Genomic DNA, 23,311 nt, shown 5'->3' on the forward strand with positions numbered 1-23,311 from the left:
ACAGGTTGCTTTCACGGCAAAGTTGCGCAGGATTGCAGGGGGCTAAGCTTCAACCGGAGAATCATCGAATGCGTTGGCGTAATGCGCTGATCCTTGCCGCCATTGCCGCGGCACCCGCGGGCGTCGCCGCCGCACAGTCGCGCGCGCCGCAAGCGATGCCGACCGATGCCAACAACCCGCTGGTCAAGGCGCTCGAAGCCTGCCGCAAGATCCCCGACGCCGCGCAGCGCGTTGCTTGCTACGACGCGGCAAGCGCGGCGCTGGTCAATGCGACGACGTCCGGCCAGGTCCGCGTGGTCGACCGCAACGAAGTGCGCCGCGCACGGCGTTCGCTGTTCGGCTTTTCCCTGCCGCGACTGCCCTGGTTCTCCGGCGACGACAGCCAGAACGACCCGGACGACCGCCTCGATTCGACGATCAAGTCGGCGTGGCTCCTGAAGGGCGCCGGGCGCTACCGGATCGTCTTGGCCGACAATGCGGTGTGGGAAACGACCGAAAGCAAGCTGAACTGGATCGCGCCCCGGCCGGGACAGAAGATCACGATCCTCAAGGGCGTGCTCGGAAACTACTTCCTTTCAGTCGATGGGCAGGTCGGCCTTCGGGGTCGCCGCGTCGGCTAACCGGCAGCGCTCCGCCGCTCGGCCTCGGCGCTCGCTTCGGCATCGGCGTATGGCTCCTGCCGATCGACGCTCCAATAGCGCAGTTCGTGAAGCGAAATGCGCGTCCCGGTGATCGCACAGACGACATGATCGCCGTCGGCAAGCAGCCTGAACGTGCCCGGCAGATAGCGGACCCGCGCCGTCCGACCGCTTCCAGACATCAACATCGCTGCTACTCCTCGCCGTGATCGAACAGCCCCGGTTGCGGGGGCATGTAGTTCGCGCGGCGCTTGCGCTCAACCGGGGGCGGCCGACCGCCCGGCCCGACCGAGGCGTCGACGCGGCCGTCGGCAAAATGCATGGTCACCGATCCCGCCGACCTGGCAGCGTCCGCGCTGGTCATCGTCACGCCAGCCGTGTCGGTGACCCGTGCGAAGCCGCGTGACAGTGGCCGCTCAGGGTGCACCAGCTCGGCCATCTGCCACAAAGCGGCGAGCCGCTCCGAAAGCCGCGCGACGCGCTGTTCGACAAGGTCGCCGCGAAGCCGCCCGGCAACGAGGTTGAGGTCGCCGCGTGCGTGGCCGGCGCGCGCCGACAGGGCGCGCGGGAGGCGCTCGCCCAGCTCATCGAGGCGCTGCGCGACCGGCGTGAAGAGTGTCGGCGCTTCCGGCCAGCGGCAGGCGGTGAGCTGCAGCCGCTCGCGCGCGCGCTCGGCCTGGCGCGACAGACAATTGTGGCCGCGCCGCCCGAGCTCGGAGAGATGCGCGGCGAGCTCGGCACGCACCGGCACGGCAAGCTCCGCTGCGGCGGTCGGCGTCGGCGCGCGAAGATCGGCGGCGTGATCGATCAGCGTGGTGTCGGTTTCGTGCCCGACGGCGGAGATGATCGGGATCGGCGATTCGGCGGCCGCGCGAACAACCTCCTCTTCGTTGAACGGCCACAAATCCTCGATCGACCCGCCGCCGCGCGCAACGATCAGCAAGTCGGGACGCGGGGCGATCGCCGGAAAGCGCCGGATGGCGTTGGCGATTCGGGCGGCGGCGCCATCACCCTGGACTGCGACCGGCCACAGGATGACGTGCGTCGGAAAACGGTCCTCGAGCCGGTGGAGGATGTCGCGAATGACGGCACCGGTGGGCGAGGTGACGACCCCGATCACGCGCGGCAGATAAGGCAGCCGGCGCTTGCGCGCCGGATCGAACAGCCCTTCCGCGGCAAGCGCCTTGCGCCGTCGTTCGAGCAGCGCGAGCAGCGCGCCCTCGCCCGCCAGCTCGAGCCGTTCGATGACGATCTGATACTTGGACCGGCCGGGAAAGGTGGTCAGCTTGCCGGTCGCGATGACCTCTGCCCCGTCCTCGGGCTTGAACGCCAGCACCGCCGCGCTGCTGCGCCAGATCACCGCGTCGATGCACGCGCTTTCGTCCTTGAGCGTAAAGTAGCAATGGCCCGAACCGTGCCGCTTGAACCCGGAAATCTCGCCGCGCACGCGGACCTGGCCGAAGGCGGTCTCGATCGTCCGCTTGAGCGCGCCCGACAGCTCGCTGACACTTAGCGCAGGCGAATTGTCGCCCGAAGCGACGTTCGCTAACAGGCCGGGTCGGCTGTCGTCAGGGAGATCCATGAATATCCTGCTTTTGGGATCGGGAGGGCGCGAGGATGCGCTTGCCTGGCGGCTTAGGCAATCGCCGAGCTGCGGCCAACTCGTCGCGATGCCGGGCAATCCGGGGATCGCGCGCTGGGCCGAATGTGTGCCCGGCGATCCGAGCGACCCGCAAGCGGTTCTCCAGCTGGCGCGTGACCTTGGCGCGGGGCTCGTCGTCATCGGTCCCGAGGCGCCGCTTGTCGCCGGCGTGGCCGACCGGCTGCGCGAAGCGGGGATCGCCGTCTTCGGGCCGAGCGCCGCAGCAGCGCAGCTCGAAGGGTCGAAGGGCTTCACCAAGGACCTGTGCCGAGAGCACGCAATCCCCACGGCCGACTACGTCCGGGCCGAGACGGTGCAGGACGCATTGCAGGCGCTCGACAGCTTCTCGATCCCCGTCGTGATCAAGGCCGACGGGCTTGCCGCGGGCAAGGGCGTGACCGTTGCCATGACCCGCGACGAAGCGGTCGCGGCGATCGAAGCGGCCGGCGACGGTCCGCTGGTGATCGAGGAATTCCTCGAGGGTGAGGAAGCCAGCCTGTTCGCCCTTGTCGATGGCGAATGCGCCATCGCGCTTGCCTCGGCGCAGGACCACAAGCGCGTCGGCGAAGGCGATACCGGGCCCAACACCGGCGGCATGGGCGCCTACGCCCCTGCCCCGGTGCTGACCCCCGCGCTCGAACGCCGCGCGATGGACGAAATCGTCCTGCCGACGGTGCGCGCCTTGGCCGCCGCGGGAACGCCGTTCGTCGGCGTTCTTTATGCCGGTCTCATGCTGACCTCCGCCGGGCCCAAGCTGATCGAGTATAACGTCCGCTTCGGCGACCCCGAGTGCGAGGCGATCATGCCGCTCATCGAGGGCGACTTTGCCGAGTTGTTGCTCAAGATCGCAACCGGGCGGCTCGCCGGGGAAGCGCCGCGGCTGTCGGGCGCGCACGCGATGACCGTGGTCCTAGCCGCGCGCGGTTATCCCGGCACGCCGATCAGCGGCGGCGCGATTCGCGCGATCGAGGCAGCCGAGCAGGTCGAAGGCGTGACCGTGTTTCATGCCGGGACGGCCGAGGACTCGGGCGGCCTTGTGGCCAAGGGCGGGCGCGTGCTCGCCGTCACTGCCGTCGCGGACACCTTCGCCAATGCGCGGGCGCGCGCCTATCGCGCGATCGACCAGATCGACTTCGCCGACGGTTTTCACCGGCGCGACATCGGCTGGCGCGAACTGGAACGGACCCCGGCATGAACAGCCTGTGGAGCTATTTCTGGCCGCTTTTCGCCCTCGGCCTCGTGCTTGGCGCGATTGCCCGCACCACGGCGTACCGCCACCGGCTCGGCCGCCGCGCGCTGGTCATCGGTGGCGCGGTGGCGCTGGCCGCGACCGCGGCGTGGCATATGTATGCCGCCCCGCCCTTCGTCGCGTCGGTCGAGCGGACCACGCGTCAGGCGCTGACCTATTATGAGATGGCGCGGATCGACGCGCGGCTGCAGCGCGGACCGCTGACGCGCGACCTGCTGCTTCGCGGCCAGGCCGATGATTGGCAGCGCGGCGAGCTCGTCCGGGTGCTCAGCCAGGTGCCCGGCGTCGGCAAGGCGCGCTGGGGCCGCAATCCTTATGGCATCCCCATGATCCTCGAGGGGATTGGAGCGACGTTGCTGGGCTTCCTTCTCGGGATGGCGCTTGGCTATCTTGTCGAGTGGCACCGCCGTCACAACGCGCAATGGAGTTGGTGAGCGATGGAAATGATCCGCGAATATTGGCCCTATCTGCTTCTTGCCATTGGCATCGCCCTGATCCTTGCGTTTCTCCTGCTGCGCCCCAAGCAGCGGGTGACGCTGAGCGACAGCGCGCCAATCCGCCCCCACATGACCCAGGCCGCGCCGCCCGAAGGCCGCGGCATCGCCGGCGAAGCGGCGGCGGCGACCAGCGATGTCACCGGGGAATTCCTCCGCGCGCCCGTGCACCAGCACCTCAAGGACGACGATTCCGACGACCTCCTCCTTCTCAAGGGGGTTGGCCCAAAGCTTGCGGACACGCTGCAAAGCCTTGGCTTTTCGCGCTTCGAACAGATTGCCAAGCTGACCCCTGCCGAAATGGAGCGCGTCGATGCCCAGCTCGGCGCGTTCCGTGGCCGGCTGAGCCGGGACCGGATCGTCGAGCAGGCGGACTATCTGGCGCGCGGTGATACCGACGGATTCGAACAGAGGTTCGGCAAGCTCTAGCGTTTAGCCGACGGCCTGGGCCTCGGCGTCGGCCTTGCGCCGCTTGGGGCGCGAGGCGATCAACTTGTCGATCTTGCGGCCGTCGAGATCGACGATCTCGAACAACCAGCCGTCATGCTTGAATGTCTCGCCAACCTCAGGAAGATGCTTGAGCACCGACAAAGCGAAGCCGGCTACGGTCGAATATTCGCGCTCCTCGGGCATCCGCACACCCAGACGATCGCTTAGGACATCCGCGCTCGCCGCTCCGGACACGAGCCAGCTGCCGTCCTCGCGCTCGATCAGCGGCGGCTCCTCGCCCTGCTCGACATCGTGGGCGAACGTCCCGGCGAGCGCCGCGAGGATGCTCCCGGGCGTGACGATGCCATCGAGGTGACCATATTCATCGTGCACCAGGGCAAGCGGAACGTCGGCCGCGCGAAGCACTGCCAGCGCGTCCATCGCATCCATCAAGTCGGGAATGACCGGCGCCGTCCGGCACAGGCGCTTAAGGTCCAGCTCCTCGCCGCGAATCTGCGCCGCCAACACGTCGCGCGTTTGAATGACGCCGACGATATTTTCGATCGAGCCGTCGGCGACGGGAATTCGGCTGTGCGGGTTGTCGAGCAGTTCCTGCCGGATTTCGGCGGGGCTGGCGCCGACGTCGATCCAGTCGACGTCGGTGCGCGGCGTCATGACTTCGCGCACCGGGCGGTCGGCGAGGCGAACGATCCCGGATATGATCGCCCGCTCGCTTTCTTCGAGCACGCCCGCCGTCTGCGCTTCGGCGACGACCAGATGCAGCTCCTCCGCCGTGACCTGATTCTTCGATTCGCGGTCGAAGCCGAGCAACTTGAAAATCGCGATGCTGGTTCGGTCGAGCAGCCAGACGAACGGCGCGGTCAGCTTCGACAGCCAGCGCATCGGGCGCGCCACGAGCACGGCGATCGGCTCGGGCGAGCGCAACGCAAATTGCTTTGGCACCAGCTCGCCGACGATCAGCGAAAGATAGGTGACGACCACGATCACCAGACCGAAACCCGCGGTCTCCGCCGTGTCGGGATCAAGCCCGAGGAGCTCGAGCCGCTGTGCTGCGGGCTCACCCAGGCTTGCGCCAGAATAGGCGCCGTTGAGCACGCCGATGAGGGTGATGCCGATCTGGACGGTCGACAGGAACCGGCCGGGCTCCGCCGCCAGCGACAAGGCGCATTTGGCGCCGCTGCTGCCGTTCTTGGCAAGCGCGCGGAGCCGCGCCTCGCGCGACGAGACGATGGCAAGCTCGCTCATCGCGAACAGTCCGTTGAGCAGGACCAGTCCGAGGATGATGACAATGTCGAGCCAGGGAAGGGGAAGCAGCTGATCGCTCATAGGCGCTTGCGCGAATGTAGCCTTCCGCCCCATGTGTCCACAAGCGGTGCTTCCACGATAGTGCGGAACCGCCGCTCCGCCATGCCGGTTTGACCGGCGTTGGTTGGTCGAACTGGAGCGTGCTTATGCGATTTCACCGTGGCCTCTTGGGAATCTTTGCCGGAGGCCTGGCCCTCTCGGGATGCGGTTTGTCGCGTTCGGCGCCGCCGCCACCGCCTGTCGTCGCGCCTCCGGCCGCTTTCATTCCGCTGGGATTGAGCGCCGCTTACGTCAGCGGCGACGTTGTCGCGGGCAGACGTGCCCGCGCTGCAAAAATGCGCGCCGCCGGAATTCGTCCGCTTCCACCAGCGGAAGCGCCCGCCTATCTTTCGGCAACGGAAGCCGAGCTTCGGCAACAAACGGCAGGGATCGGCCTCGACGTGCTTCGGCTGCCTGACGGCATCCTCATCCGCATTCCGGCAACACTGACGTTCGCGCCCGGCAGCGCCGACGTGCGGCCGGAATTCGGCGCCACCATCCTGGAAATCGCGCGCACGGTGAAGGGCCGCAACCGCACTTATGTCGATGTGTTCGCGCATACCGACACGACCGGTGCCGCACCGTTCAACCAGACCCTTTCGGACCGGCGCGCGGCGGCGGTAGCTGCCGCATTGTCCCGTCACGGGGTGGCGCGGGCGCGCGTGGCTTCCAGGGGCTATGGCGAATCCGCCCCGCTGCATAATCCCGACATCACGGAAGAGCAGCGCGCAGCGAATCGCCGCGTCGAGATTCGCCTGGTGCCCTATCGTTCAAGCGATGCCCCCGCTACCGGCGTTCGGCGAAGAAGGTCGTAAGCAGCGCCGCGGCTTCCGCCTCGCCAATCCCGCCCAATACGTCAGGCCGGTGGTGGCAGGTCGGCTGCGTAAAGATGCGCGGACCGTGGACCACGCCCCCGCCCTTGGGATCTTCGGCACCGAACCGCAGCGCCTTCATGCGAGCAACCGAGACTGCCGCGGCGCACATCGCGCATGGCTCAAGCGTCACCCACAAGATGCATTCGTCGAGGCGTGAGGTCCCGAGCTTAGCCGCGGCACTGCGGATCGCGACGATTTCCGCATGCGCTGTGGGGTCATTCCCCTCACGCATCGCATTGCGCGATTCGGCGAGAACGCGATCCCCAACCGTGACCACCGCACCAACCGGCACTTCCCCCGCAGCCGCGGCTTCGGCGGCGAGGTCAAGGGCTCGGCGCATCGGTTGAGGTAGCGGGAACGTCATCCTGGCGGCGGGCTAGCGTGCCGGCCGGCCGATGTCAGCTACATCGCATTATTGGTTTGTTGCTGCGCCTGGTCCCCCGGCCTGCTGACTTCCAGTGCCGGAACCTTGACGGTTGCATTGGAAGTGCCAACTCGAACCGAACCCGTTTCCACCTCGAACGCTGGGGCCTGCCCGCCCTGCGCGGTGAGGCCGTTTTGCGTGGCGCTGACCTGAGGCGCCTCGATCCCGCGCACCTGGTTGATGTTGAGGAAGCCTGTCGCGATGGCGGCGATCACGCCGACAATGACGACAATGAGGATCAGGATAACGGCACGCATGGTCGCACCTCGCGGTTGAAAGATGTTTGGTAGCCTAACGCAACCAACTGTATCGGGTTGCCGCCTAACGCGCGCAACGTTGACGGCGCAAGGTGGAACCGCTAACGGGCGGCGCTCTTCGGGCCTTTCGAGGCTCGCTTAAGTAATCAGGATTTGAAACCATGTCGCGCGTTTGCGAGCTGACCGGCAAGGGCCGGCAGGTGGGCAACAATGTTTCCCACGCCAATAACAAGACCAAGCGGACCTTTCTGCCCAACCTGCAGAATGTCACGTTGATCTCCGATTCGCTGGAGCGCAGCGTCAAGCTTCGCGTCTCGACCCACGGCCTGCGTTCGGTCGAGCATGTCGGCGGCCTGGACAATTGGCTGAAGAAGACCAGCGACGACAAGCTCAGCCCGAAGGTGCGCAAGCTCAAGCGGGAAATCGGCAAGAAGCAGGCGGCCCAGCCCGCGGCTTAACTCGCCGGCCGCTGCGGCGGCAGGTCGAAGGCGATGAGCAGCGTCCGCATGGGCGCGTGATAATTGTCGTCGGTCATCATCCAGAACCGGATCGTCCCATTCGCCAGCCGTTCGGCGGTAAGCGCTTCGACATTGTCGATCGGCGAGACCGGCAGGCGCACCGCGGCGGCGTAGCGAAAACCCGCGCCCGACGGTTCGAGAATGCCGAGCCTGTTGCGGAAGCCGAAGACGGTCCAGCGACGTTCGATCACCGCGACCCGGCCCCCGCCAAGCATCATTGCATCAGTGATCCGCCCGCGCGGATTGACGATGGGGAGCTGGCGCACCGGCCCGTCCAGCAATCGCAGGACGCGGTTTCCGCGTTCGGGAAAAGCCAATAGCGCCTCCCCATCGGCCGCCATGCCTTCAATGCCCCCATTCCGATCCCGAATGCCGCGGCCCAGGTTGATCCGCGCGAGCGCGCGCTCGAACCGCAAATCAAACAGCCACAGGCTGTGGCGATTTTCGAACCCGACCCACCAGCCGCGCCCGGCGGGATCGCGCACCAGGCTTTCGGCATCGCGCGCGCGCTTGAACTGCGGGTCGCCCGGACCGTCGGGCACGTCGGTGATGATTGCGGCGACGCGCTTCCCGGCGGGCTTGGCGAATCGGACGACTGCGCCCGAATCGGTTACCGCCAGCAGCGCCTTTTCATGAATGGCCATCGCCGAAATCCCGCCGAAGCGCGGATCGTCGCCGGTCAATCGCCATGCGCCGGCCACGCGCAACGGGCCTGCCGTCGCGGGCAACTGAACCGGGGCAAGTTCGATCTTCACCGCCCTCGCCCCGAGCTCCCTCCGGTCGCTCAGGCCGTCCATCCAGGCTTCGAAGCCAATGGCTGACAGCCCCAGGGCAAGTAGCTGAATAGGAAGGAATTTCCTGAACAATGGCTGCATTCGATGTTCAGGCTTGATTGGGTGCGAATCGGGCAGAAGCCGATCTTGCGACGGGGTTCGTCCCCTTTTCCCCGTCATGCCGGCGACAAGCCGGCGAGTTCCCTCGCGTCGCGTAACGAGGGGGGCCCGGCACGAGTAATTGTGCCGGGCCCATTTTTTTGTCCCGACCGGCCCGTCCTCAAGCGTCTTCGAACAGCTGCGCCAGCTGGTCGATCATCGCGCCGCCCAATTGCTCGGCGTCCATGATCGTCACCGCCCGGCTGTAGTAGCGCGTGACGTCGTGCCCGATGCCGATTGCCAGCAGTTCGACCGTCGATCTTTTCTCGATCCAATCGATGACCTGCCGCAGGTGGCGCTCCAGATAGCTTCCGCCATTGGCCGAGGCAGTCGAATCGTCGACCGGCGCGCCGTCGGAAATGACCATCAGGATGCGCCGCTCCTCGGCCCGGCCGATGAGGCGATTGTGCGCCCAGAGCAGTGCCTCGCCGTCGATATTCTCCTTGAGCAAGCCTTCGCGCATCATCAGCCCGAGCTGCCGCCGCGCATGCCGGTAAGGCTCGTCCGCGGTCTTGTAGATGATGTGCCGGAGGTCGTTGAGCCGCCCCGGCGCCGCCGGCCGGCCGTCGGCCAACCACAGCTCGCGGCTCTGCCCGCCCTTCCAGCCGCGGGTGGTGAAGCCGAGCACTTCGGTCGCGACTCCGCAGCGCTCCAGCGTGCGCGTCAGGATGTCGGCGCAGATAGCGGCGATGGCGATCGGCCGCCCGCGCATCGACCCGCTATTGTCGATGAGGATCGAGACCACGGTGTCCTTGAACTCGGTATCGCGCTCGACCTTGTACGACAGCGAATGGCCGGGACTGACGACGACCCGCGCGAGCCGCGCGGCGTCGAGAATTCCTTCCTCCTGGTCGAAATCCCAGCTGCGCGCCTGCTGCGCCAGCAGCCGCCGCTGCAGCCGGTTGGCGAGGCGGGCGACGACATTCTGCAAGCCCGCCATCTGCTGGTCGAGGTAGGACCGCAGCCGCGCCAGCTCTTCCTCGTCGCACAGGTCGAAGGCATCGACGACCTCATCGAAGCGGGTGGTGAAGGGCTTGTAAGCGGTCGGCGGGGCAAGGTCCCAATTGCGTCGCCCCTGCGAGGCGAAGACATTGTCGCTGAGCTCGTCCCCGGCGAGCGACTGGTCCTCGCCCATCTCCATCTGGTCGGACCCCTGCTCGTCCGCCGAGCCGTCCTCCGCCTGCTCGCCGCGGACATCGGCGTCGCTGCCGGCCGGCGTCCCCTCTTCGCCCTGATCGGCCGTCTCTTCGGTTCCGCCCTCGTCCGCATCCTCGTCGTCGCCCGAATCCTCCGGGGCGTCGGCGGTAGGGTCCTCGGCCACGGCAAGCTCGAGATCCTCGAGCAGGCGCCGCGACAGCGCAGCGAACGCCGCCTGGTCGTCCAGGGTCAGCGCGAGACCGTCGAAATCGCCGCCCGCCTTCTCCTCGATCCACGGTGCGACCAGGCCCAACCCCGGTAACGCCGCCTTGGGCGGTGCCTGGCCCGACAGGCGTTCACGCGCAATCAGCCCGACCGCGGTCGCCAGCGGCACTTCCTCGGCATTGCGCGCCCGCGTGATGGCGTCGCCGCGCACGCGCGCTTCGGTGAGTTGCGTGAGATTGTCGCGGACCCCGGCCATCGCCTTCGACCCCAGGGCTTCGACCCGAGCCGCCTCGAGCGCGTCAAATACTGCGCGCGCTTCGGGATCGATCGGGGCATGCGCGCTGTGGAGCCGGGGATCGTGGTGACGGAGACGCAGCGCGAGCGCATCGGCGGCGCCGCGCGCTTCGGCCACCAGCCGATCTTCCAGACCCGGACCCGGGGACGGCACGCGCGCGGTCTTGCCCGATGCGGGCGCGGCGTCCGATGCGAAGACGACGTCGGCTTCGGGATCCCTGGCAAGGGCCCGCGTTGCCCCGGCGAGGGCGCGGCGGAACAGGTCGATCCGCTCGGCCACGCGCTAGCCCGCTTTCGCGGCCACGCTTTCGGGCAGGTCCTGTCCGAACACCCGCTGATAATATTCGGCGATCAGCGCGCGTTCGGTTTCATCGCACTTGTTGAGGAAGGACACGCGAAAGGCGTAGCCGACGTCGCCGAAGATATGCGCGTTCTGCGCCCAGCTGATCACCGTGCGCGGGCTCATCACGGTCGAGATGTCGCCGTTCATGAAGCCCTGGCGGCTGAGGTCGGCGACCTTGATCATCTTGTCGACCGTCGCCTTGCCGCCCGGCTCGTCATATTCGCCCGACTTGGCGAGCACGATCTGCGCTTCGACCGCAGCCGGCAAATAGTTGAGCGTGGTGACAATGTTCCAGCGATCCATCTGCCCCTGATTGATCGCCTGCGTGCCGTGGTAGAGACCGGTCGTATCGCCCAGGCCCACGGTATTGGTGGTCGCGAACAGGCGGAACCAGGGGTTGGGCCGAATGACGCGGTTCTGGTCGAGCAGCGTCAGTTTCCCTTCCGCCTCTAGCACGCGCTGGATGACGAACATCACGTCGGGCCGGCCCGCGTCATATTCGTCGAACACCAGGGCCACCGGGTGCTGCAGTGCCCACGGCAATAGCCCTTCGCGGAATTCGGTCACCTGCTGGCCGTCGCGCAGCACGATCGCGTCCCGGCCGACAAGGTCGATGCGGCTGATATGCGCGTCGAGGTTGATGCGGATCATCGGCCAGTTCAGCCGCGCCGCAATCTGTTCGATGTGCGTCGACTTGCCCGTGCCGTGATAGCCCTGGACCATCACGCGGCGGTTCTTGGCGAAGCCGGCACAAACGGCGAGCGTGGTGTCGGGGTCGAAGACATAGGTCGGGTCGAGGTCGGGAACCCGCTCGTCCGCCTCGCTAAAGGCCGGCACTTCCATGTCCGAATCGACTCCGAACATGTCGCGCACGGTGACGATCTTGTCGGGCGCCGCCATGAGTGTTTCGGCGCGGCTTTCAGGCTGGACGTTGGGCAGGTCGGTCATGGGATTGCCTTAGGCGCGCCGGCGCCGCGCCTCAATGGCCGGGGACCGGGGCTTTGGGCGGCAAATGGTAGAGATCGACGATGCGGTCGAGCAGGGAGCGGTCGCCCGACCATTGGATTAATTCGTAAGGCGCCTTGCCATAGAGCACGGCGGCGAGGTTGGCCGGGGGGTCGGCCGAAATCTCGAGGTCGTAGGGCCCTGAGCCGCCACGGACGATGTCGATCATGCCGCCATGAAGATGGCCCGAATAGCGGTCGTCGCCAAAAGCAAAGCCGATCCGCGCGTCGAGATCGGCGGCCTTGGCGCGGTCGATCATGGTGCGCATCGACAGCAGGATCGACACGCCGCTGATGGGCAGGGTCGGATCATGGCGCGGGCTCCGCGCGGCCCAGCGGCCAAGGCTCTGCACGATCGGCTCAGCCTCCAGCCCCCATTCGGTCGCTTCGTAAACCTGCACATTGGCAGGGGGAGGCAAGCGCTTCTTCACCACAAGCCCCCGCTCCTCAAGCTCGGTCAGGCGCTGCGTCAACACGTTGGCGCTGATTCCGGGGAGGTCCGCGCGCAGCTGAGAGAAGCGGCGCGGGCCGAGCATCAGTTCGCGCAACACCAGCAACGCCCAGCGCTCCCCGACGAGCTCGAGACCATGCGCCGTCCCGCAAGCGTCGTCATAGGCTCGCTTCGTCTCGGATTTGAACCGTTTGGTTGTTTTTTCTAACTTCACAGTTGTTTTTTATAACGAGTCGCGTCAAAAGGCAAGTGAATCGAGTCGCAGCCAAGAAGGAAACGCACATGTCGCGGATGATTTTCGTCAACCTGCCGGTGGCCGATCTGGCCAAGTCCCGTGAATTCCTGGAAGCGCTCGGCGCGACCAACGAGCCCAAGTTCACCGACGAGACGGCGGCCTGCATGACGATCAGCGACAGCATCTTCGTCATGCTTCTGACCCACGACAAGTTCAGCCAGTTCACGCCGCGGCCCATCGCCGATGCCAAGGCCGGCTCAGAAGTTCTGCTGTGCCTGTCCGCCGACAGCCGCGAACAGGTCGATACGACGGTAGAACGGGCCGTATCGGCTGGCGGGACGGCTGATCCCGGACCCAAACAGGACTATGGTGTGATGTACGGGCGAAGCGTGGCCGACCCGGATGGCCACATCTGGGAAGTCATGTGGATGGACCCCGCCGCTGCCGAGAAGGGTGCCGAGGCCGTTGCCGCCTTGTGATCGCGACCGAGCCAAAAGGAGAGAGACGATGACCTATTTCGAAGGATTCGTGGCTGCCGTGCCCGAGGCCAACAAGGAGGCCTATCGCAAACATGCCGCCGAAGCTGCGCCGATCTTCCAGGAATTCGGCGTAGCCCGCCATGTCGAGGCTTGGGACAGCGACATCCCCGAAGGCAAGGTCACCGATTTCCGCAAGGCCGTCGATGCCAAGGACGATGAGAAGATCGTCTTCGCCTGGTTCGAGTATCCCGACCGCGCGACGCGTGACGCCGTCAACGCCCGGATGATGAGCGACCCGCGGATGGAAGCCATGGGCAAGGACATGCCGTTCGACGGAAAGCGCATGATCTATGGCGGGTTCGACGCCATCGTCGAAGAGGGCAGCGATCGCGGCGGCTATACCGATGGGTTCGTTGTCCCGGTGCCCGAAGGCAAGCAGGGCGACTACACCGCGCTTGCGGCCAAGATGGCCAAGACCTTCCGCGAAAAAGGCGCGACCCGCGTGGTCGAAGCGATTTCGGATGATGTGCCCAAGGGCGATGTCACCGATTATTATCGCGCGGTGAAGGCCGAGGTTGGCGAGAAGATCGTATTCTCGTTCATCGAATGGCCCGACAAGGCGACTCGCGATGCGGCGTGGAAGGACATGATGGAAAATGACCCCGCGCCCGGCGAGCCGATGCCGTTTGACGGCAAGCGCATGTTCTGGGGCGGCTTCGAGCCGATCCACGACACCGCAACGCAGGGATCGCAGCAGGCGACCCCCGTCTCCGCCTGAGCAGCGCTTCAACTTGGATCTGAAAGGAGGGCGACCATGAGCGATGTTCGCACCGACACCAACGCCGCGTCAGCGACGCGGACGGCAAATTCGGACGGCGGGTTCATCTGGTACGAGCTGATGACCACGGATCATGCCGCGGCGAAGCGATTTTACGATGCCGTCGTCGCCGGCTGGACGATCGCTACGGAATCGGTGGCGCCGGGCATGGAGTATCGCATGGTCGGCCGTTCCGACGGCGGCAATGCCGGCGGCGTCCTGACCCTGACTGAAGAGATGCAGGCCGGCGGTGCGCGGCCGATGTGGATGGGGTATCTCCATGCCGCCGACGTCGATGCCAAGGCCGCCGCGATCGCGGCCGACGGCGGAACGGTGACGATGGCGCCGTGGGACCAGCCGGGCGTAGGCCGGTTGGCGATGGTCACTGATCCATCGGGCGCCGCTTTCTATTTGATGGACCCGATCCCGCCCGAGGACGAGGCGAACGCCGTCAGCGACGTCTTTTCCGTCGACCGGCCTGAGCATGTTCGCTGGAATGAATTGTGGAGCGGTGACCCCGCCGGCGCGGTCGACTTCTACCAGCGCCACTTCGGCTGGGTGCAGGAAGGCGACATGGATATGGGCGAAATGGGCAAATACCAGTTCGTCCAGCACAACGGCGTGATGATCGGCGCGATCATGCCGCGCATGCCCGACGTCCCCGCCAGCATGTGGAATTTCTACATCGGCGTCGAAGACATCGACCGCGGCGCCGACGCAGTGCGCTCCGGCGGCGGACAGGTGGTCAATGGGCCGATGGAAATCCCCGGCGGCGAATATGCGCTGAACGCGATCGATCCGCAGGGCGCGTTGTTCGGCCTGGTCGGACCGCGCAAGAATTGAGGAGAGAGAAGATGACCAACAAGCTCACTACCGTCCTGTGGTTCGACCATGGTGAAGCGCGCAAGGCCGCCGAATTCTACGCCGCCACTTTTCCCGACAGCCACGTCGGCGAGGCGATGACGGCGCCAAGCGATTATCCCGACGGCCAGGCCGGCGACGAGCTGACGGTCGATTTCACCGTCCTCGGCCGCGCCTTTTCCGGCCTCAACGGCGGTCCGAACTTCAAGCCGAACGAATCGGTCAGCTTCATGGTGGTGACGGAGGACCAGGCGGAAACCGACAAGTATTGGAACGCGATCGTCGGTAACGGCGGCCAGGAAAGCGAATGCGGCTGGTGCAAGGACAAATGGGGCTATTCCTGGCAGATCACCCCGCGCATCCTGCTCGAGGCGACGACGCACCCCGACAAGGCCGCCGCCAAGCGCGCTTTCGAAGCGATGATGACGATGAAGAAGATCGATGTCGCGAGGATCGAAGCAGCGCTCGCGGGCGAAACCACCGATGCGTGAGTTGACGGGCGCCGTCTTCGTCTCGATCGACGGCGTCATGCAGGCGCCGGGCGGGCCGGAAGAGGATGTCACCGGCGGCTTTGCCAAAGGTGGCTGGGTTCAGCCCTTATGGAGCGAGGACATGGGGCCGTTCGAAACGCTGATCATGGGCGACTATGATCTGCTGCTCGGAAAGCGGACCTACGACATCTTCTCGGGCTTCTGGCCCTTTAATCAGGACGATCCGATCGGCGCCAAATTCCAGGCGATCAACAAGTACGTGCTGACCCATTCCGAGGCTCCGCTTGAATGGGAGAATAGCCATAAGCTCGCCGGAAGCAGCGCCGCCGACGCCGTCGGGGAACTCAAGGAAACCGAAGGTCGCGACCTTCTCATCCAAGGGAGCAGCACGCTCTATCCGCCGCTGCTTTCCGCGCGCCTGATCGACCGGCTGGTCCTGATCACGTTCCCGATTGTGCTGGGACAGGGCAAGCGCATCTTTAACGGCTCCGAGGAGCCGGGCGGGTTCAGGCTCATGGATCATCACACCACCGACAAGGGCGTGACGATCGCCACCTACGAGCCGTCCGGGGATGTGACGACGGGAACGTTCGAAACAAAGACGCCGAGCGAGCAGGAGCTTGAACGGCGCGAGAAAATGGAAGCGGGAACCTGGTGAGCCTTATTCTCTACGCGCACCCCTTCAGCAGCTATTGCTGGAAGGTGCAGATCGCGCTCGATGCCGACGGCACCGCTTACGAATATCGCAACGTCGATCCCTCCAACCCCGGCGCGATGGACGATCTGAAGGCGCTCTGGCCGCTGGGCAAGTTTCCGGTCCTGGTCGATGACCGCGTGCCGGTGGTCGAGACGAGCTGCATCATCGAGCATCTGCAAGCGCATCACCCCGGTCCGAACGTCTGGATCCCGGACGGCGAAGCGGGACGGCGCGTCCGCTTCCTCGACCGCTTCTTCGACAACCACATCCAGGGCAACATGCAGCCCGCGGTCAATCACGCGATCTGGCCCGACGGTGAGGGCCTCCCCGCCAAGCGCGGAATCGATGCGCTGCGGGTCGCCTACGATTGGCTCGAAGCCAATCTGCCCGACAGCGAATGGGCGGCGGGCGACACGTTCACGCTCGCCGACTGTGCCGCTGCTCCTGCTCTTTTCTACGCCGATTGGGTCGATCCGATCGGGAAGGAGCGCCCGCGCGTACAGGCGTATCGCGCGCGACTGCTGGCGCATCCGGCGGTCAGGAAGTCGGTGGATGGGGCGCGACCCTACCGCGCCTATTTCCCGCTCGGGGCGCCCGAGCGCGATTAAGCGAAGGCCGCGTCCTTGCGCAGTAGCTGATAGGCCTCGATCACCTCGCGCAGCCGAACCTCGTGCGTGCGGTCGCCGCCGTTCTTGTCGGGGTGGTAGCGCCGGACGAGGTTCGAATAATTGCTGCGCAACGCGTGCCGGTCGGCATCCTCGCCCAGGCCGAGGACCGAAAGCGCGCGCCGCTCGGCCTTGCCGAAGCGCGATGGCTGCCGGTCACGGATGTGGCGAAAGCGGCCCGATATGGCGTCGAGCGGATCGGCGAAGTCGCTCCATGCCGGCGGCGGGTCGGCGCCGTTCGAGGCGAACGCCCGGCTCGGCCTTTCCCAGCCGTGCAACGGCGACTGCGCCTCGGTAATCTCCTCGGACGTCATCCCGTCGAAGAAATTGTAGCGCGAATTATGCTCGCGGACATGGGCCAGGCAGAGGAAGCGCCAGCTTCCCGGCCCATCGAAATTGGCGGGCTGGAGCGGCGCCTTGAACTCGCCCGGCTCGCGGCAGCCGGGGACCGCGCAATTGGCCTGCGCCCCCTCGACCCGTCCGTGCCAGCGCGTCGGCCTGCTTACCATGTCAGCTCAATGCGCTGGCCCGTGGTGAGGTTTCCCCATTGCGCGGCAAAGTCGGCGATTGTCCGACGCACCGCCGTGATCGTCGCGTCGTCCAACTTAAGTGGCGGCACCAGGGATTGCGACCAGCCGGCGCGGGCCAAGGCGCGCAGCGTGTCATTGTCGTCCCCGCCCGACCAGGCATCCGCTTCGAAACATTCGACCAGCCGCTCGACCTGGACCATTTCGACGATCGCCGGATCGGGCTTGTCAGCGCGCGCGGCGCTGGCGTGACCGCCGCGCTTGGCCATCTCCGCGACCGCGTCCGGATCGGCGCCGGCCGCAACCTTGCCCAGAAAGCCGTCGCGCAAGCCGAAGCCCCGCTCCACCGCAAAGTGGACGAAGTCGTGCGGGATCGGCCCCTTCTTGGGAAAGTGCGCCGCCGCCTCAGAACCATCGCCGCGACGGAATTCGATGCGGTCGTCCTTGAGCCCCTTGATGATCGTGATCCGCACCGCTTCCTCGTTCGCCTTGCGCGCCTATATAAGGGCCGATGACCGCCACCTCCACCGGCCCCGTCGCGACCGAGATGCTGCGCCGCCTCGCCACCCTGTCGCCAACCGCGATTACGCTGGTCGACGAAAGCGAGCAGCATCGTGGTCACGGCGGTTACAATCCCGCGGGCGAAAGTCATTTCCACCTGACGATCGAAAGTGCGGCCTTCGCCGGCCAGTCGCGCGTCGCGCGCCAGCGGCTGGTCTATGCCGCCCTCGGCGACCTGATGCACGAGCGCGTCCACGCTTTGTCCATCCGCGCAACCGCCCCGGGAGAATCCTGATGGCCACCGCCGAGACCGCGATCCTGCAGACCATCACCCCGGTCACGCATGACCTTGGCGCGTTCAAGGTGCATCGCACCTTGCCGTCGCGGCCGCGGACGATGGTTGGGCCCTTCATCTTCGTCGATGAATTCGGCCCGGCGCGGCTGCCGGCAGGCGAAGGGATGGACGTGCGGCCGCACCCGCACATCAACCTCGCCACCGTCACGTACCTGTTCGACGGGGCGATCGAGCATCGCGACAGTATCGGGTCGCACCAGGTGATCGAGCCCGGCGCGATCAACCTGATGACCGCGGGCAGCGGAATCACCCATTCGGAGCGCTCGCCGAAGCAGCTCCGCCCGGATGGCCCGAGCCTGTACGGCATGCAGACCTGGCTCGCGCTGCCCGACGGCAAGGAGGAGGTCGATCCCGCCTTCGACCATATTCCCGGCGACGGCCTGCCGTTCGTCGAGGACGGCGGCGCGCGGGCGCGCGTGCTGATGGGGACGTTGTGGGGCGCGACCGCCACGACGCCGCAGCATTCGCCGACCATCTATGCCGATATCGAGCTTGCCGCCGGCGGATCGATCCCGATTGATGCTGACGCGGACGAGCGGGCGATCACGCTGGTCGCCGGCGAGGCCGAGATCGACGGTCAGCCGATCGCGCCGTTCGCGCTTTACGTACTGCGCCCCGGCCACGCCGCGCGCCTGTCGAGCAGGTCGGGCGGAAAAGCGATGCTGCTCGGCGGCGGCGCGTTCGCGACCCCGCGCCACGTGTTCTGGAACTTCGTCTCGTCGTCGCGCGACCGGATCGACCAGGCCAAAGCGGATTGGGAGGCGATGCGCTTCGCCTTGCCGCCGGGCGACGATCAGGAGTTCATTCCCCTGCCCGAAGTGCCCAAGACGGTCAGTTACCCGTGATCGACATGCGCCGCGTCCCGCTCGCCACCGGCGTTACACTGAACGTTGCGCTGGCGGGCGATCCGGGGCGACCGGCGGTCATTCTCCTTCACGGATTTCCTGAATCCCACCGGACGTGGCGAGAGGTGGCAGCGCGGCTGGATCGGGACTTCTTCCTGATCATGCCCGACCTGCGCGGCTTTGCCGGCTCCGACCGGCCGCAGGAGGTCGACGCCTACAAGGCCGACACGCTGGTCGCCGACGTGCTTGCCTTGGCCAAGGCGCTCGGCATCGACCGCTTCGCCCTGGTCGGGCACGATTGGGGCGGCGCGATCGCCTGGGCCGCGGCGCTGAAAGGCGATCCGCGACTGACCCGCCTCGCCATCGTCAATTCGCCGCATCCGCTGATCTTCCAGAAAAGCCTGATCGCGGACGCAGAGCAGCGCGCGGCTTCGCAATATATCACGGCCTTCCGCACGCCCGGCTTCGAAAAGGTCGTCGAGGCGATGGGCTATGATAAATTCTTCGAGAAGAGTTTTTCCAAGCACGTCGACCTGGCGCTGATCCCCGCTGCGGGGAAGCAGCAATATCTTGCCGACTGGTCGCAGCCCGGCGCGCTGACCGCGATGCTCAACTGGTATCGCGCGTCGAAGATCATCGTCCCGCCGCCGGGCGTGACCCTGCCCTTGCCCGACCTGCTGCTGCGCGCCTTTCCGACGTTGCGGCTGCCCACCCTGGTCGTGTGGGGCATGCGCGATCGCGCATTGCTCCCGCTGCAGCTCGACGGACTCGATGACCTGGTCGAGGATCTGACGGTCGTGCGCCTGCCCGAGGTCGGCCATTTCGCGCCGTGGGAGGCGGGCGACCGAGTCGCGGATGCGCTGCGGGACTTCCTCATACCGGACAGCGCCGCTACGGCCCCTGCGGCATGAGCCAGACTCGTTCCCGTTCCCGATCCGCCGCGCGGCTTGCCGCCGTCCAGGCGCTTTATCAGCAGGACATGGAAGGCACGCCGACCGCGCGCCTGCTCAAGGAATTTCACGACCACCGGCTCGGCGCCACGGTTGGCGACGACGAATATCATGATGCCGAACGCGACTTCTTCGACGATATCGTCATCGGCGCGGAAGCGCGGCGTGAGGAGATCGACGGCCTGATCGCGGGCCGCCTCGCCAAGGGCTGGAGCCTCGAGCGGCTCGACCGGCCGATGCGCGCCATCCTCCGCGCCGGGGCGTATGAGCTGGTCGCCCGCGCCGACGTTCCCGTCGGGTCGGTGATTTCCGAATATGTCGACGTCGCCCACGCCTTTTACGACAAGCGCGAAAGCGGCTTCGTCAACGGCCTGCTCGATGCCATCGCCAAAGAGGCGCGGTCGGGAAGCAAAGGACCCGCGCGCGCGGAATGAAGGAAGCCGACGTCATCGCCAGGTTGCGGCGAAGCGCGACTCATCCGGCGGCGCGCGACCTGCTTGACGATGCCGCGGTCCTCGACGGTTTCGTGATCACGCACGACAGCATCGCCGAGGGGTTCATTTCCTGCCCTTCGACCCGCCGGCGAGCATCGGCTGGAAGCTGGTCGCGGCGAACCTGTCGGACCTGGCGGCCAAGGGCGCGACCCCCGCCGGAGCGTTGCTGTCCTTCACGCTGTCGGACGATGACGATTGGGACGAGGAATTCCTGGGCGGCGTCGAGGCCGCCTGCGAAAGCTATCACCTCCCGCTGATCGGCGGCGACACGATCGCCCTGCCGCGCAGCGCGCCGCGGATCTTCGGCATGACGGCCATCGGCCGAAGCGGGGCGCCGGTCCCGAGCCGCGCCGGCGGGCAGGCGGGCGATGCCTTGTGGGTCGTCGGCACCCTGGGCGATGCCGCCGCCGGCCTCGCCCAGCTTCGCGAAGATGGGAAGGCCGTCGGCCCGCTGGTCGATGTATACCGCCGCCCGGTCCCCTTGCTGGCCGCAGGGTCGGCGCTGGCCGCATATGCACATGCGATGATGGACGTTTCGGACGGCCTGCTGCTCGATGCGCGCCGCATGGCCGAGGCCAGCGGCTGCGGCGTCGAGATCGCGCTCGACGCGGTGCCCATTTCCAGCGCATTCGTCCGCACCCGCGGCGATTCCCAGGCGGCGCGCATGTTCGCCGCGACTGGTGGCGACGATTACGCTTTGCTGGCGGCACTGCCCCCGGACCTAGATCCCACCTCTTTGGCCTCGGCCGGCGCCAGCGCAGTGACGCGCCTCGGCCGGTTGGCGGCTGGCCCGCCGGGCCTTCGTCTCACCTTCGGGGGCGCGCCCATCCCGCTTCCCGAAAGGCTTGGCTACCAGCACGGCCGTTAACTTCCGGATGGTTGCAAGCGCGGGCCGCGCCTCATAAAGGAACCCGAACCTGCCGGCGGGGCATCTTTGCCGGCTGTTTTTGTCTGCCGCGAAAAACGGGGATTTTCCGACGATGAATATGCTTTTGATCGCCATCGCTTGTGGCGTCATTGCCGTGCTTTACGGCATTTTCACAAGCCGCCAGGTGCTTGCCTCTTCGCCGGGCAACCAACGCATGATCGAGGTCGCGGGCGCGATCCAGGAAGGCGCTGGCGCCTACCTTCGCCGCCAGTACACCGCGATCGCCATCGTCGGCGCCGTCGTTGCGGTCGTCATATTCTTCTTCCTCGGCGGATTGTCCGCTGCGGCCTTCTTGGTCGGCGCGATCCTGTCCGGCGCGGCGGGCTTCATCGGCATGAACATCTCGGTTCGCTCGAACGTGCGCACCGCCGAAGCTGCGCGCACCAGCCTGCAGCGCGGCCTGACCGTCGCCTTTCGCGCGGGGGCCATCACCGGCATGCTCGTCGCGGGCCTGGCGCTCCTCGCGATCGCGGGACTGTTCTGGTACCTTATCGGCCCGGCGGGCTTTGCGCCGGAATCGCGTGAAGTCATCACTGCGCTGACCGCGCTTGCTCTCGGCGCGTCGCTGGTATCGATCTTTGCGCGTCTCGGCGGCGGCATCTTCACCAAGGCCGCCGACGTCGGCGCCGACCTGGTCGGCAAGGTCGAAGCCGGAATTCCCGAGGACGATCCCCGCAACCCGGCGGTGATCGCCGACAACGTCGGCGACAATGTCGGCGATTGTGCCGGCATGGCCGCGGACTTGTTCGAAACCTATGTCGTGACCGTCGGCATCACGATGGTCATGGTCGCGCTGCTCGTCGGCGCGGGCGCGCAGCTGCTGCCGCTGATGACCCTTCCGCTGCTGATCGGCGGCGTGTGCATCATCACTTCGATCATCGGCACCTACATGGTCCGCCTCGGCGCCAAGGGATCGATCATGGGCGCGCTCTACAAGGGCTTCTGGACCGCCACCGGCCTTGCCGTTCCGGCGATCTTCGGCGCGGCCTGGTATGCGCTGGGCGGTGATCTCGACCAGGTGATCAGCACCACCGACGGCACCAGCTTCCCGGCCATCAACCTCGTCTGGACCAGCTTCATCGGCCTGGCAGTGACGGCGCTGATCGTCTGGATCACCGAATATTACACCGGCACCAACTATCGCCCGGTGCAGTCCATCGCCAAGGCTTCGCAGACTGGTCACGGCACCAACATCATCCAGGGCCTGGCGATCAGCCTGGAATCGACGGCGCTGCCGACGATCGTGATCATCGCCGGCCTGATCAGCAGCTACCAGCTGGCTGGCTTCCTCGGGGTTGCCTTCGCCGCTTCGGCGATGCTTGCGCTGGCGGGCATGGTCGTCGCGCTCGACGCCTACGGTCCGGTGACCGACAATGCCGGCGGCATCGCCGAAATGGCGGGGCTTGAGGACGAAGTGCGGCATCGCACCGACGCCCTCGATGCGGTCGGCAACACCACCAAGGCGGTGACCAAGGGCTATGCCATCGGTTCGGCCGGCCTGGCCGCGCTGGTGCTGTTCGGCGCCTACACCGCCGACTTGCGCGAGTTCGGTGACGAGATTGGCGTGACCGCCAACCTCGACGTCCTGTTCAGCCTGTCCAACCCCTACGTCATCGTCGGCCTGCTGCTCGGCGCATTGCTGCCCTATTTGTTCGGCGCGATGGGCATGACCGCGGTCGGCCGTGCCGGCGGCGCGGTGGTCGAGGAAGTGCGTGGCCAATTCCGCGACAATCCCGGCATCATGGATGGCACGGTGCGTCCCAACTACGCCCGCACCGTCGACCTGGTGACCAAGGCGGCGATCAAGGAAATGATCGTCCCGTCGCTTCTTCCGGTGCTTGCCCCGATTGTCGTCTATTTCGTCATCGGCGCGGTCGGCGGCAAGGAAAATGGCCTCGCAGCGGTCGGCGCGCTGCTCCTCGGCGTGATCGTCTCCGGCCTGTTCGTCGCGATTTCGATGACCAGCGGCGGCGGTGCCTGGGACAATGCCAAGAAATACATCGAAGACGGCAATTACGGCGGCAAGGGCTCGGAAGCCCACAAGGCCGCAGTGACGGGCGACACCGTTGGCGATCCCTACAAGGACACCGCCGGTCCGGCCGTCAATCCGATGATCAAGATCACCAACATCGTCGCGCTGCTTCTGCTCGCGGCGCTGGCGGGCGGCGCGCACTAGGCGCCGACAGATC

General features: G+C 66.5%; 28 protein-coding genes and 1 pseudogene. 18 read left to right on the plus strand and 11 right to left on the minus strand.

Annotated elements, in window-relative coordinates; genetic code table 11:
- The first annotated feature begins 68 nt into the window (after nt 1-68).
- Nucleotides 69-620: a hypothetical protein gene (locus H9L13_RS00370; RefSeq protein ID WP_187538055.1), complete on the plus strand. Its 552-nt coding sequence runs from the start codon at nt 69-71 to the stop codon at nt 618-620.
- Here H9L13_RS00370 and H9L13_RS00375 read toward each other — a convergent pair.
- Together H9L13_RS00375 and xseA are read right to left on the minus strand one after the other, a co-directional pair.
- A complete protein-coding gene (locus H9L13_RS00375; protein WP_187538056.1) occupies nt 617-826 on the minus strand; it encodes a DUF2093 domain-containing protein in 210 nt (69 codons plus the stop codon). The two genes, H9L13_RS00370 and H9L13_RS00375, sit on opposite strands and share 4 nt — an antisense overlap.
- 5 nt (nt 827-831) lie before the next feature.
- The gene (gene xseA / locus H9L13_RS00380) at nt 832-2,220 is read right to left on the minus strand and encodes an exodeoxyribonuclease VII large subunit (protein ID WP_187538057.1); all 1,389 of its coding nucleotides are present in this window, start codon (nt 2,218-2,220) and stop codon (nt 832-834) included.
- Here xseA and purD point away from each other — a divergent pair.
- From purD to H9L13_RS00395, 3 genes are read left to right on the plus strand one after another with little or no spacing between them, the layout of a single operon-like run.
- A complete protein-coding gene (gene purD / locus H9L13_RS00385) occupies nt 2,219-3,475 on the plus strand; it encodes a phosphoribosylamine--glycine ligase (protein ID WP_187538058.1) in 1,257 nt (418 codons plus the stop codon). The genes xseA and purD overlap by 2 nt on opposite strands.
- Nucleotides 3,472-3,963: a hypothetical protein gene (locus H9L13_RS00390; RefSeq protein WP_187538059.1), complete on the plus strand. Its 492-nt coding sequence runs from the start codon at nt 3,472-3,474 to the stop codon at nt 3,961-3,963. Before purD ends, H9L13_RS00390 begins: the two co-directional genes overlap by 4 nt.
- A 3-nt stretch (nt 3,964-3,966) precedes the next feature.
- On the plus strand, nt 3,967-4,452 hold the full coding sequence (locus H9L13_RS00395) for a hypothetical protein (protein WP_235091016.1): 486 nt from the start codon (nt 3,967-3,969) through the stop codon (nt 4,450-4,452).
- Between the two features lie 3 nt (nt 4,453-4,455).
- Here H9L13_RS00395 and H9L13_RS00400 read toward each other — a convergent pair whose 3' ends face one another.
- On the minus strand, nt 4,456-5,799 hold the full coding sequence (locus H9L13_RS00400) for a hemolysin family protein (protein ID WP_187538060.1): 1,344 nt from the start codon (nt 5,797-5,799) through the stop codon (nt 4,456-4,458).
- A gap of 254 nt (nt 5,800-6,053) precedes the next feature.
- On the opposite strand from H9L13_RS00400, the gene H9L13_RS00405 reads away from it, so the two are divergent.
- A complete protein-coding gene (locus tag H9L13_RS00405; RefSeq protein ID WP_187538061.1) occupies nt 6,054-6,632 on the plus strand; it encodes an OmpA family protein in 579 nt (192 codons plus the stop codon).
- Here H9L13_RS00405 and H9L13_RS00410 read toward each other — a convergent pair.
- On the minus strand, nt 6,604-7,032 hold the full coding sequence (locus H9L13_RS00410; protein ID WP_187538062.1) for a nucleoside deaminase: 429 nt from the start codon (nt 7,030-7,032) through the stop codon (nt 6,604-6,606). The genes H9L13_RS00405 and H9L13_RS00410 overlap by 29 nt on opposite strands.
- Before the next feature lie 62 nt (nt 7,033-7,094).
- Nucleotides 7,095-7,373: a hypothetical protein gene (locus H9L13_RS00415; RefSeq protein ID WP_187538063.1), complete on the minus strand. Its 279-nt coding sequence runs from the start codon at nt 7,371-7,373 to the stop codon at nt 7,095-7,097.
- A 161-nt stretch (nt 7,374-7,534) separates the two neighbouring features.
- Here H9L13_RS00415 and rpmB point away from each other — a divergent pair, with 161 nt between their 5' ends.
- Entirely contained in the window at nt 7,535-7,831 is a 297-nt protein-coding gene (gene rpmB, locus H9L13_RS00420; protein ID WP_187538064.1) for a 50S ribosomal protein L28, read from the plus strand.
- On the opposite strand, the gene H9L13_RS00425 is transcribed toward rpmB, so the two are convergent.
- From H9L13_RS00425 to H9L13_RS00440, 4 genes are all read right to left on the minus strand, one after another.
- Nucleotides 7,828-8,646: an esterase-like activity of phytase family protein gene (locus H9L13_RS00425; RefSeq protein WP_187538065.1), complete on the minus strand. Its 819-nt coding sequence runs from the start codon at nt 8,644-8,646 to the stop codon at nt 7,828-7,830. The two genes, rpmB and H9L13_RS00425, sit on opposite strands and share 4 nt — an antisense overlap.
- Before the next feature lie 298 nt (nt 8,647-8,944).
- Nucleotides 8,945-10,759 carry a cobaltochelatase subunit CobT gene (cobT, locus tag H9L13_RS00430; RefSeq protein ID WP_187538068.1) on the minus strand — a complete coding sequence of 605 codons (1,815 nt, stop codon included), beginning with the start codon at nt 10,757-10,759 and terminating at the stop codon, nt 8,945-8,947.
- 3 nt (nt 10,760-10,762) lie between these two features.
- The gene (gene cobS, locus H9L13_RS00435; RefSeq protein WP_187538070.1) at nt 10,763-11,770 is read right to left on the minus strand and encodes a cobaltochelatase subunit CobS; all 1,008 of its coding nucleotides are present in this window, start codon (nt 11,768-11,770) and stop codon (nt 10,763-10,765) included.
- A 31-nt stretch (nt 11,771-11,801) separates the two neighbouring features.
- Complete coding sequence (locus H9L13_RS00440) at nt 11,802-12,491, minus strand: winged helix-turn-helix transcriptional regulator (protein ID WP_187538072.1); 690 nt, start codon at nt 12,489-12,491, stop codon at nt 11,802-11,804.
- 68 nt (nt 12,492-12,559) lie between these two features.
- Here H9L13_RS00440 and H9L13_RS00445 point away from each other — a divergent pair, with 68 nt between their 5' ends.
- The 6 genes from H9L13_RS00445 to H9L13_RS00470 are packed head-to-tail and all read left to right on the plus strand — an operon-like array spanning nt 12,560 to nt 16,465.
- Complete coding sequence (locus H9L13_RS00445) at nt 12,560-12,991, plus strand: VOC family protein (RefSeq protein ID WP_187538074.1); 432 nt, start codon at nt 12,560-12,562, stop codon at nt 12,989-12,991.
- Between the two features lie 28 nt (nt 12,992-13,019).
- Nucleotides 13,020-13,769, plus strand: a complete 750-nt coding sequence (locus H9L13_RS12965) for a DUF1428 domain-containing protein (protein ID WP_187538076.1) — start codon at nt 13,020-13,022, stop codon at nt 13,767-13,769.
- Nucleotides 13,770-13,805: 36 nt separating this feature from the next.
- Nucleotides 13,806-14,651 (plus strand): VOC family protein, encoded by an 846-nt coding sequence (locus tag H9L13_RS00455; protein ID WP_235091019.1) that lies wholly within the window; start codon nt 13,806-13,808, stop codon nt 14,649-14,651.
- Between the two features lie 11 nt (nt 14,652-14,662).
- Complete coding sequence (locus H9L13_RS00460; RefSeq protein ID WP_187538078.1) at nt 14,663-15,160, plus strand: VOC family protein; 498 nt, start codon at nt 14,663-14,665, stop codon at nt 15,158-15,160.
- A gap of 37 nt (nt 15,161-15,197) precedes the next feature.
- Nucleotides 15,198-15,818 (plus strand): dihydrofolate reductase family protein, encoded by a 621-nt coding sequence (locus tag H9L13_RS00465; protein WP_235091020.1) that lies wholly within the window; start codon nt 15,198-15,200, stop codon nt 15,816-15,818.
- Entirely contained in the window at nt 15,815-16,465 is a 651-nt protein-coding gene (locus H9L13_RS00470; RefSeq protein ID WP_187538082.1) for a glutathione S-transferase family protein, read from the plus strand. The genes H9L13_RS00465 and H9L13_RS00470 overlap by 4 nt, the downstream gene beginning before the upstream one ends.
- Here H9L13_RS00470 and H9L13_RS00475 read toward each other — a convergent pair.
- Together H9L13_RS00475 and H9L13_RS00480 are read right to left on the minus strand one after the other, a co-directional pair.
- A complete protein-coding gene (locus H9L13_RS00475) occupies nt 16,462-17,031 on the minus strand; it encodes a J domain-containing protein (RefSeq protein WP_187538084.1) in 570 nt (189 codons plus the stop codon). The two genes, H9L13_RS00470 and H9L13_RS00475, sit on opposite strands and share 4 nt — an antisense overlap.
- The gene (locus H9L13_RS00480; protein WP_187538085.1) at nt 17,025-17,522 is read right to left on the minus strand and encodes a hypothetical protein; all 498 of its coding nucleotides are present in this window, start codon (nt 17,520-17,522) and stop codon (nt 17,025-17,027) included. Before H9L13_RS00480 ends, H9L13_RS00475 begins: the two co-directional genes overlap by 7 nt.
- A 38-nt stretch (nt 17,523-17,560) precedes the next feature.
- Between H9L13_RS00480 and H9L13_RS00485 the strand changes: the two genes are divergently transcribed.
- The 6 genes and pseudogenes from H9L13_RS00485 (at nt 17,561) to H9L13_RS00510 (ending at nt 23,298) form a co-directional block, all read left to right on the plus strand.
- The gene (locus H9L13_RS00485; protein ID WP_187538086.1) at nt 17,561-17,845 is read left to right on the plus strand and encodes a BolA family protein; all 285 of its coding nucleotides are present in this window, start codon (nt 17,561-17,563) and stop codon (nt 17,843-17,845) included.
- A complete protein-coding gene (locus H9L13_RS00490; protein ID WP_187538087.1) occupies nt 17,845-18,750 on the plus strand; it encodes a pirin family protein in 906 nt (301 codons plus the stop codon). The genes H9L13_RS00485 and H9L13_RS00490 overlap by 1 nt, the downstream gene beginning before the upstream one ends.
- A gap of 5 nt (nt 18,751-18,755) precedes the next feature.
- Nucleotides 18,756-19,661, plus strand: coding sequence for an alpha/beta fold hydrolase (locus H9L13_RS00495; RefSeq protein WP_187539992.1), 906 nt, complete (start codon nt 18,756-18,758; stop codon nt 19,659-19,661).
- The gene (gene nusB, locus H9L13_RS00500) at nt 19,658-20,134 is read left to right on the plus strand and encodes a transcription antitermination factor NusB (protein ID WP_187538088.1); all 477 of its coding nucleotides are present in this window, start codon (nt 19,658-19,660) and stop codon (nt 20,132-20,134) included. The genes H9L13_RS00495 and nusB overlap by 4 nt, the downstream gene beginning before the upstream one ends.
- Nucleotides 20,131-21,062, plus strand: a pseudogene (gene thiL, locus H9L13_RS00505) (thiamine-phosphate kinase). The gene nusB and the pseudogene thiL overlap by 4 nt, the downstream one beginning before the upstream one ends.
- Nucleotides 21,063-21,174: 112 nt before the next feature.
- Nucleotides 21,175-23,298: a sodium-translocating pyrophosphatase gene (locus tag H9L13_RS00510; RefSeq protein ID WP_187538089.1), complete on the plus strand. Its 2,124-nt coding sequence runs from the start codon at nt 21,175-21,177 to the stop codon at nt 23,296-23,298.
- The last annotated feature ends 13 nt before the right edge of the window (nt 23,299-23,311 follow it).

The organism is Sphingomonas lutea (assembly GCF_014396785.1).
Lineage (GTDB): Bacteria > Pseudomonadota > Alphaproteobacteria > Sphingomonadales > Sphingomonadaceae > Sphingomicrobium > Sphingomicrobium luteum.

Bases quoted from the DNA above. Each gene is read 5' to 3' on its own strand.
- H9L13_RS00485 (WP_187538086.1), top strand. From the start codon at position 17,561: ATGACCGCCACCTCCACCGGCCCCGTCGCGACCGAGATGCTGCGCCGC.
- H9L13_RS12965 (WP_187538076.1), top strand. From the start codon at position 13,020: ATGACCTATTTCGAAGGATTCGTGGCTGCCGTGCCCGAGGCCAACAAG.
- H9L13_RS00490 (WP_187538087.1), top strand. From the start codon at position 17,845: ATGGCCACCGCCGAGACCGCGATCCTGCAGACCATCACCCCGGTCACG.
- xseA (WP_187538057.1), bottom strand. From the start codon at position 2,220: ATGGATCTCCCTGACGACAGCCGACCCGGCCTGTTAGCGAACGTCGCT.
- rpmB (WP_187538064.1), top strand. From the start codon at position 7,535: ATGTCGCGCGTTTGCGAGCTGACCGGCAAGGGCCGGCAGGTGGGCAAC.
- H9L13_RS00475 (WP_187538084.1), bottom strand. From the start codon at position 17,031: ATGGTAAGCAGGCCGACGCGCTGGCACGGACGGGTCGAGGGGGCGCAG.
- purD (WP_187538058.1), top strand. From the start codon at position 2,219: ATGAATATCCTGCTTTTGGGATCGGGAGGGCGCGAGGATGCGCTTGCC.
- H9L13_RS00390 (WP_187538059.1), top strand. From the start codon at position 3,472: ATGAACAGCCTGTGGAGCTATTTCTGGCCGCTTTTCGCCCTCGGCCTC.
- H9L13_RS00400 (WP_187538060.1), bottom strand. From the start codon at position 5,799: ATGAGCGATCAGCTGCTTCCCCTTCCCTGGCTCGACATTGTCATCATC.
- H9L13_RS00415 (WP_187538063.1), bottom strand. From the start codon at position 7,373: ATGCGTGCCGTTATCCTGATCCTCATTGTCGTCATTGTCGGCGTGATC.
- H9L13_RS00455 (WP_235091019.1), top strand. From the start codon at position 13,806: ATGAGCGATGTTCGCACCGACACCAACGCCGCGTCAGCGACGCGGACG.
- H9L13_RS00510 (WP_187538089.1), top strand. From the start codon at position 21,175: ATGAATATGCTTTTGATCGCCATCGCTTGTGGCGTCATTGCCGTGCTT.
- cobS (WP_187538070.1), bottom strand. From the start codon at position 11,770: ATGACCGACCTGCCCAACGTCCAGCCTGAAAGCCGCGCCGAAACACTC.
- H9L13_RS00460 (WP_187538078.1), top strand. From the start codon at position 14,663: ATGACCAACAAGCTCACTACCGTCCTGTGGTTCGACCATGGTGAAGCG.
- H9L13_RS00465 (WP_235091020.1), top strand. From the start codon at position 15,198: ATGCAGGCGCCGGGCGGGCCGGAAGAGGATGTCACCGGCGGCTTTGCC.
- H9L13_RS00395 (WP_235091016.1), top strand. From the start codon at position 3,967: ATGGAAATGATCCGCGAATATTGGCCCTATCTGCTTCTTGCCATTGGC.
- H9L13_RS00370 (WP_187538055.1), top strand. From the start codon at position 69: ATGCGTTGGCGTAATGCGCTGATCCTTGCCGCCATTGCCGCGGCACCC.
- H9L13_RS00375 (WP_187538056.1), bottom strand. From the start codon at position 826: ATGTTGATGTCTGGAAGCGGTCGGACGGCGCGGGTCCGCTATCTGCCG.
- H9L13_RS00445 (WP_187538074.1), top strand. From the start codon at position 12,560: ATGTCGCGGATGATTTTCGTCAACCTGCCGGTGGCCGATCTGGCCAAG.
- H9L13_RS00410 (WP_187538062.1), bottom strand. From the start codon at position 7,032: ATGCGCCGAGCCCTTGACCTCGCCGCCGAAGCCGCGGCTGCGGGGGAA.
- H9L13_RS00495 (WP_187539992.1), top strand. From the start codon at position 18,756: ATGCGCCGCGTCCCGCTCGCCACCGGCGTTACACTGAACGTTGCGCTG.
- nusB (WP_187538088.1), top strand. From the start codon at position 19,658: ATGAGCCAGACTCGTTCCCGTTCCCGATCCGCCGCGCGGCTTGCCGCC.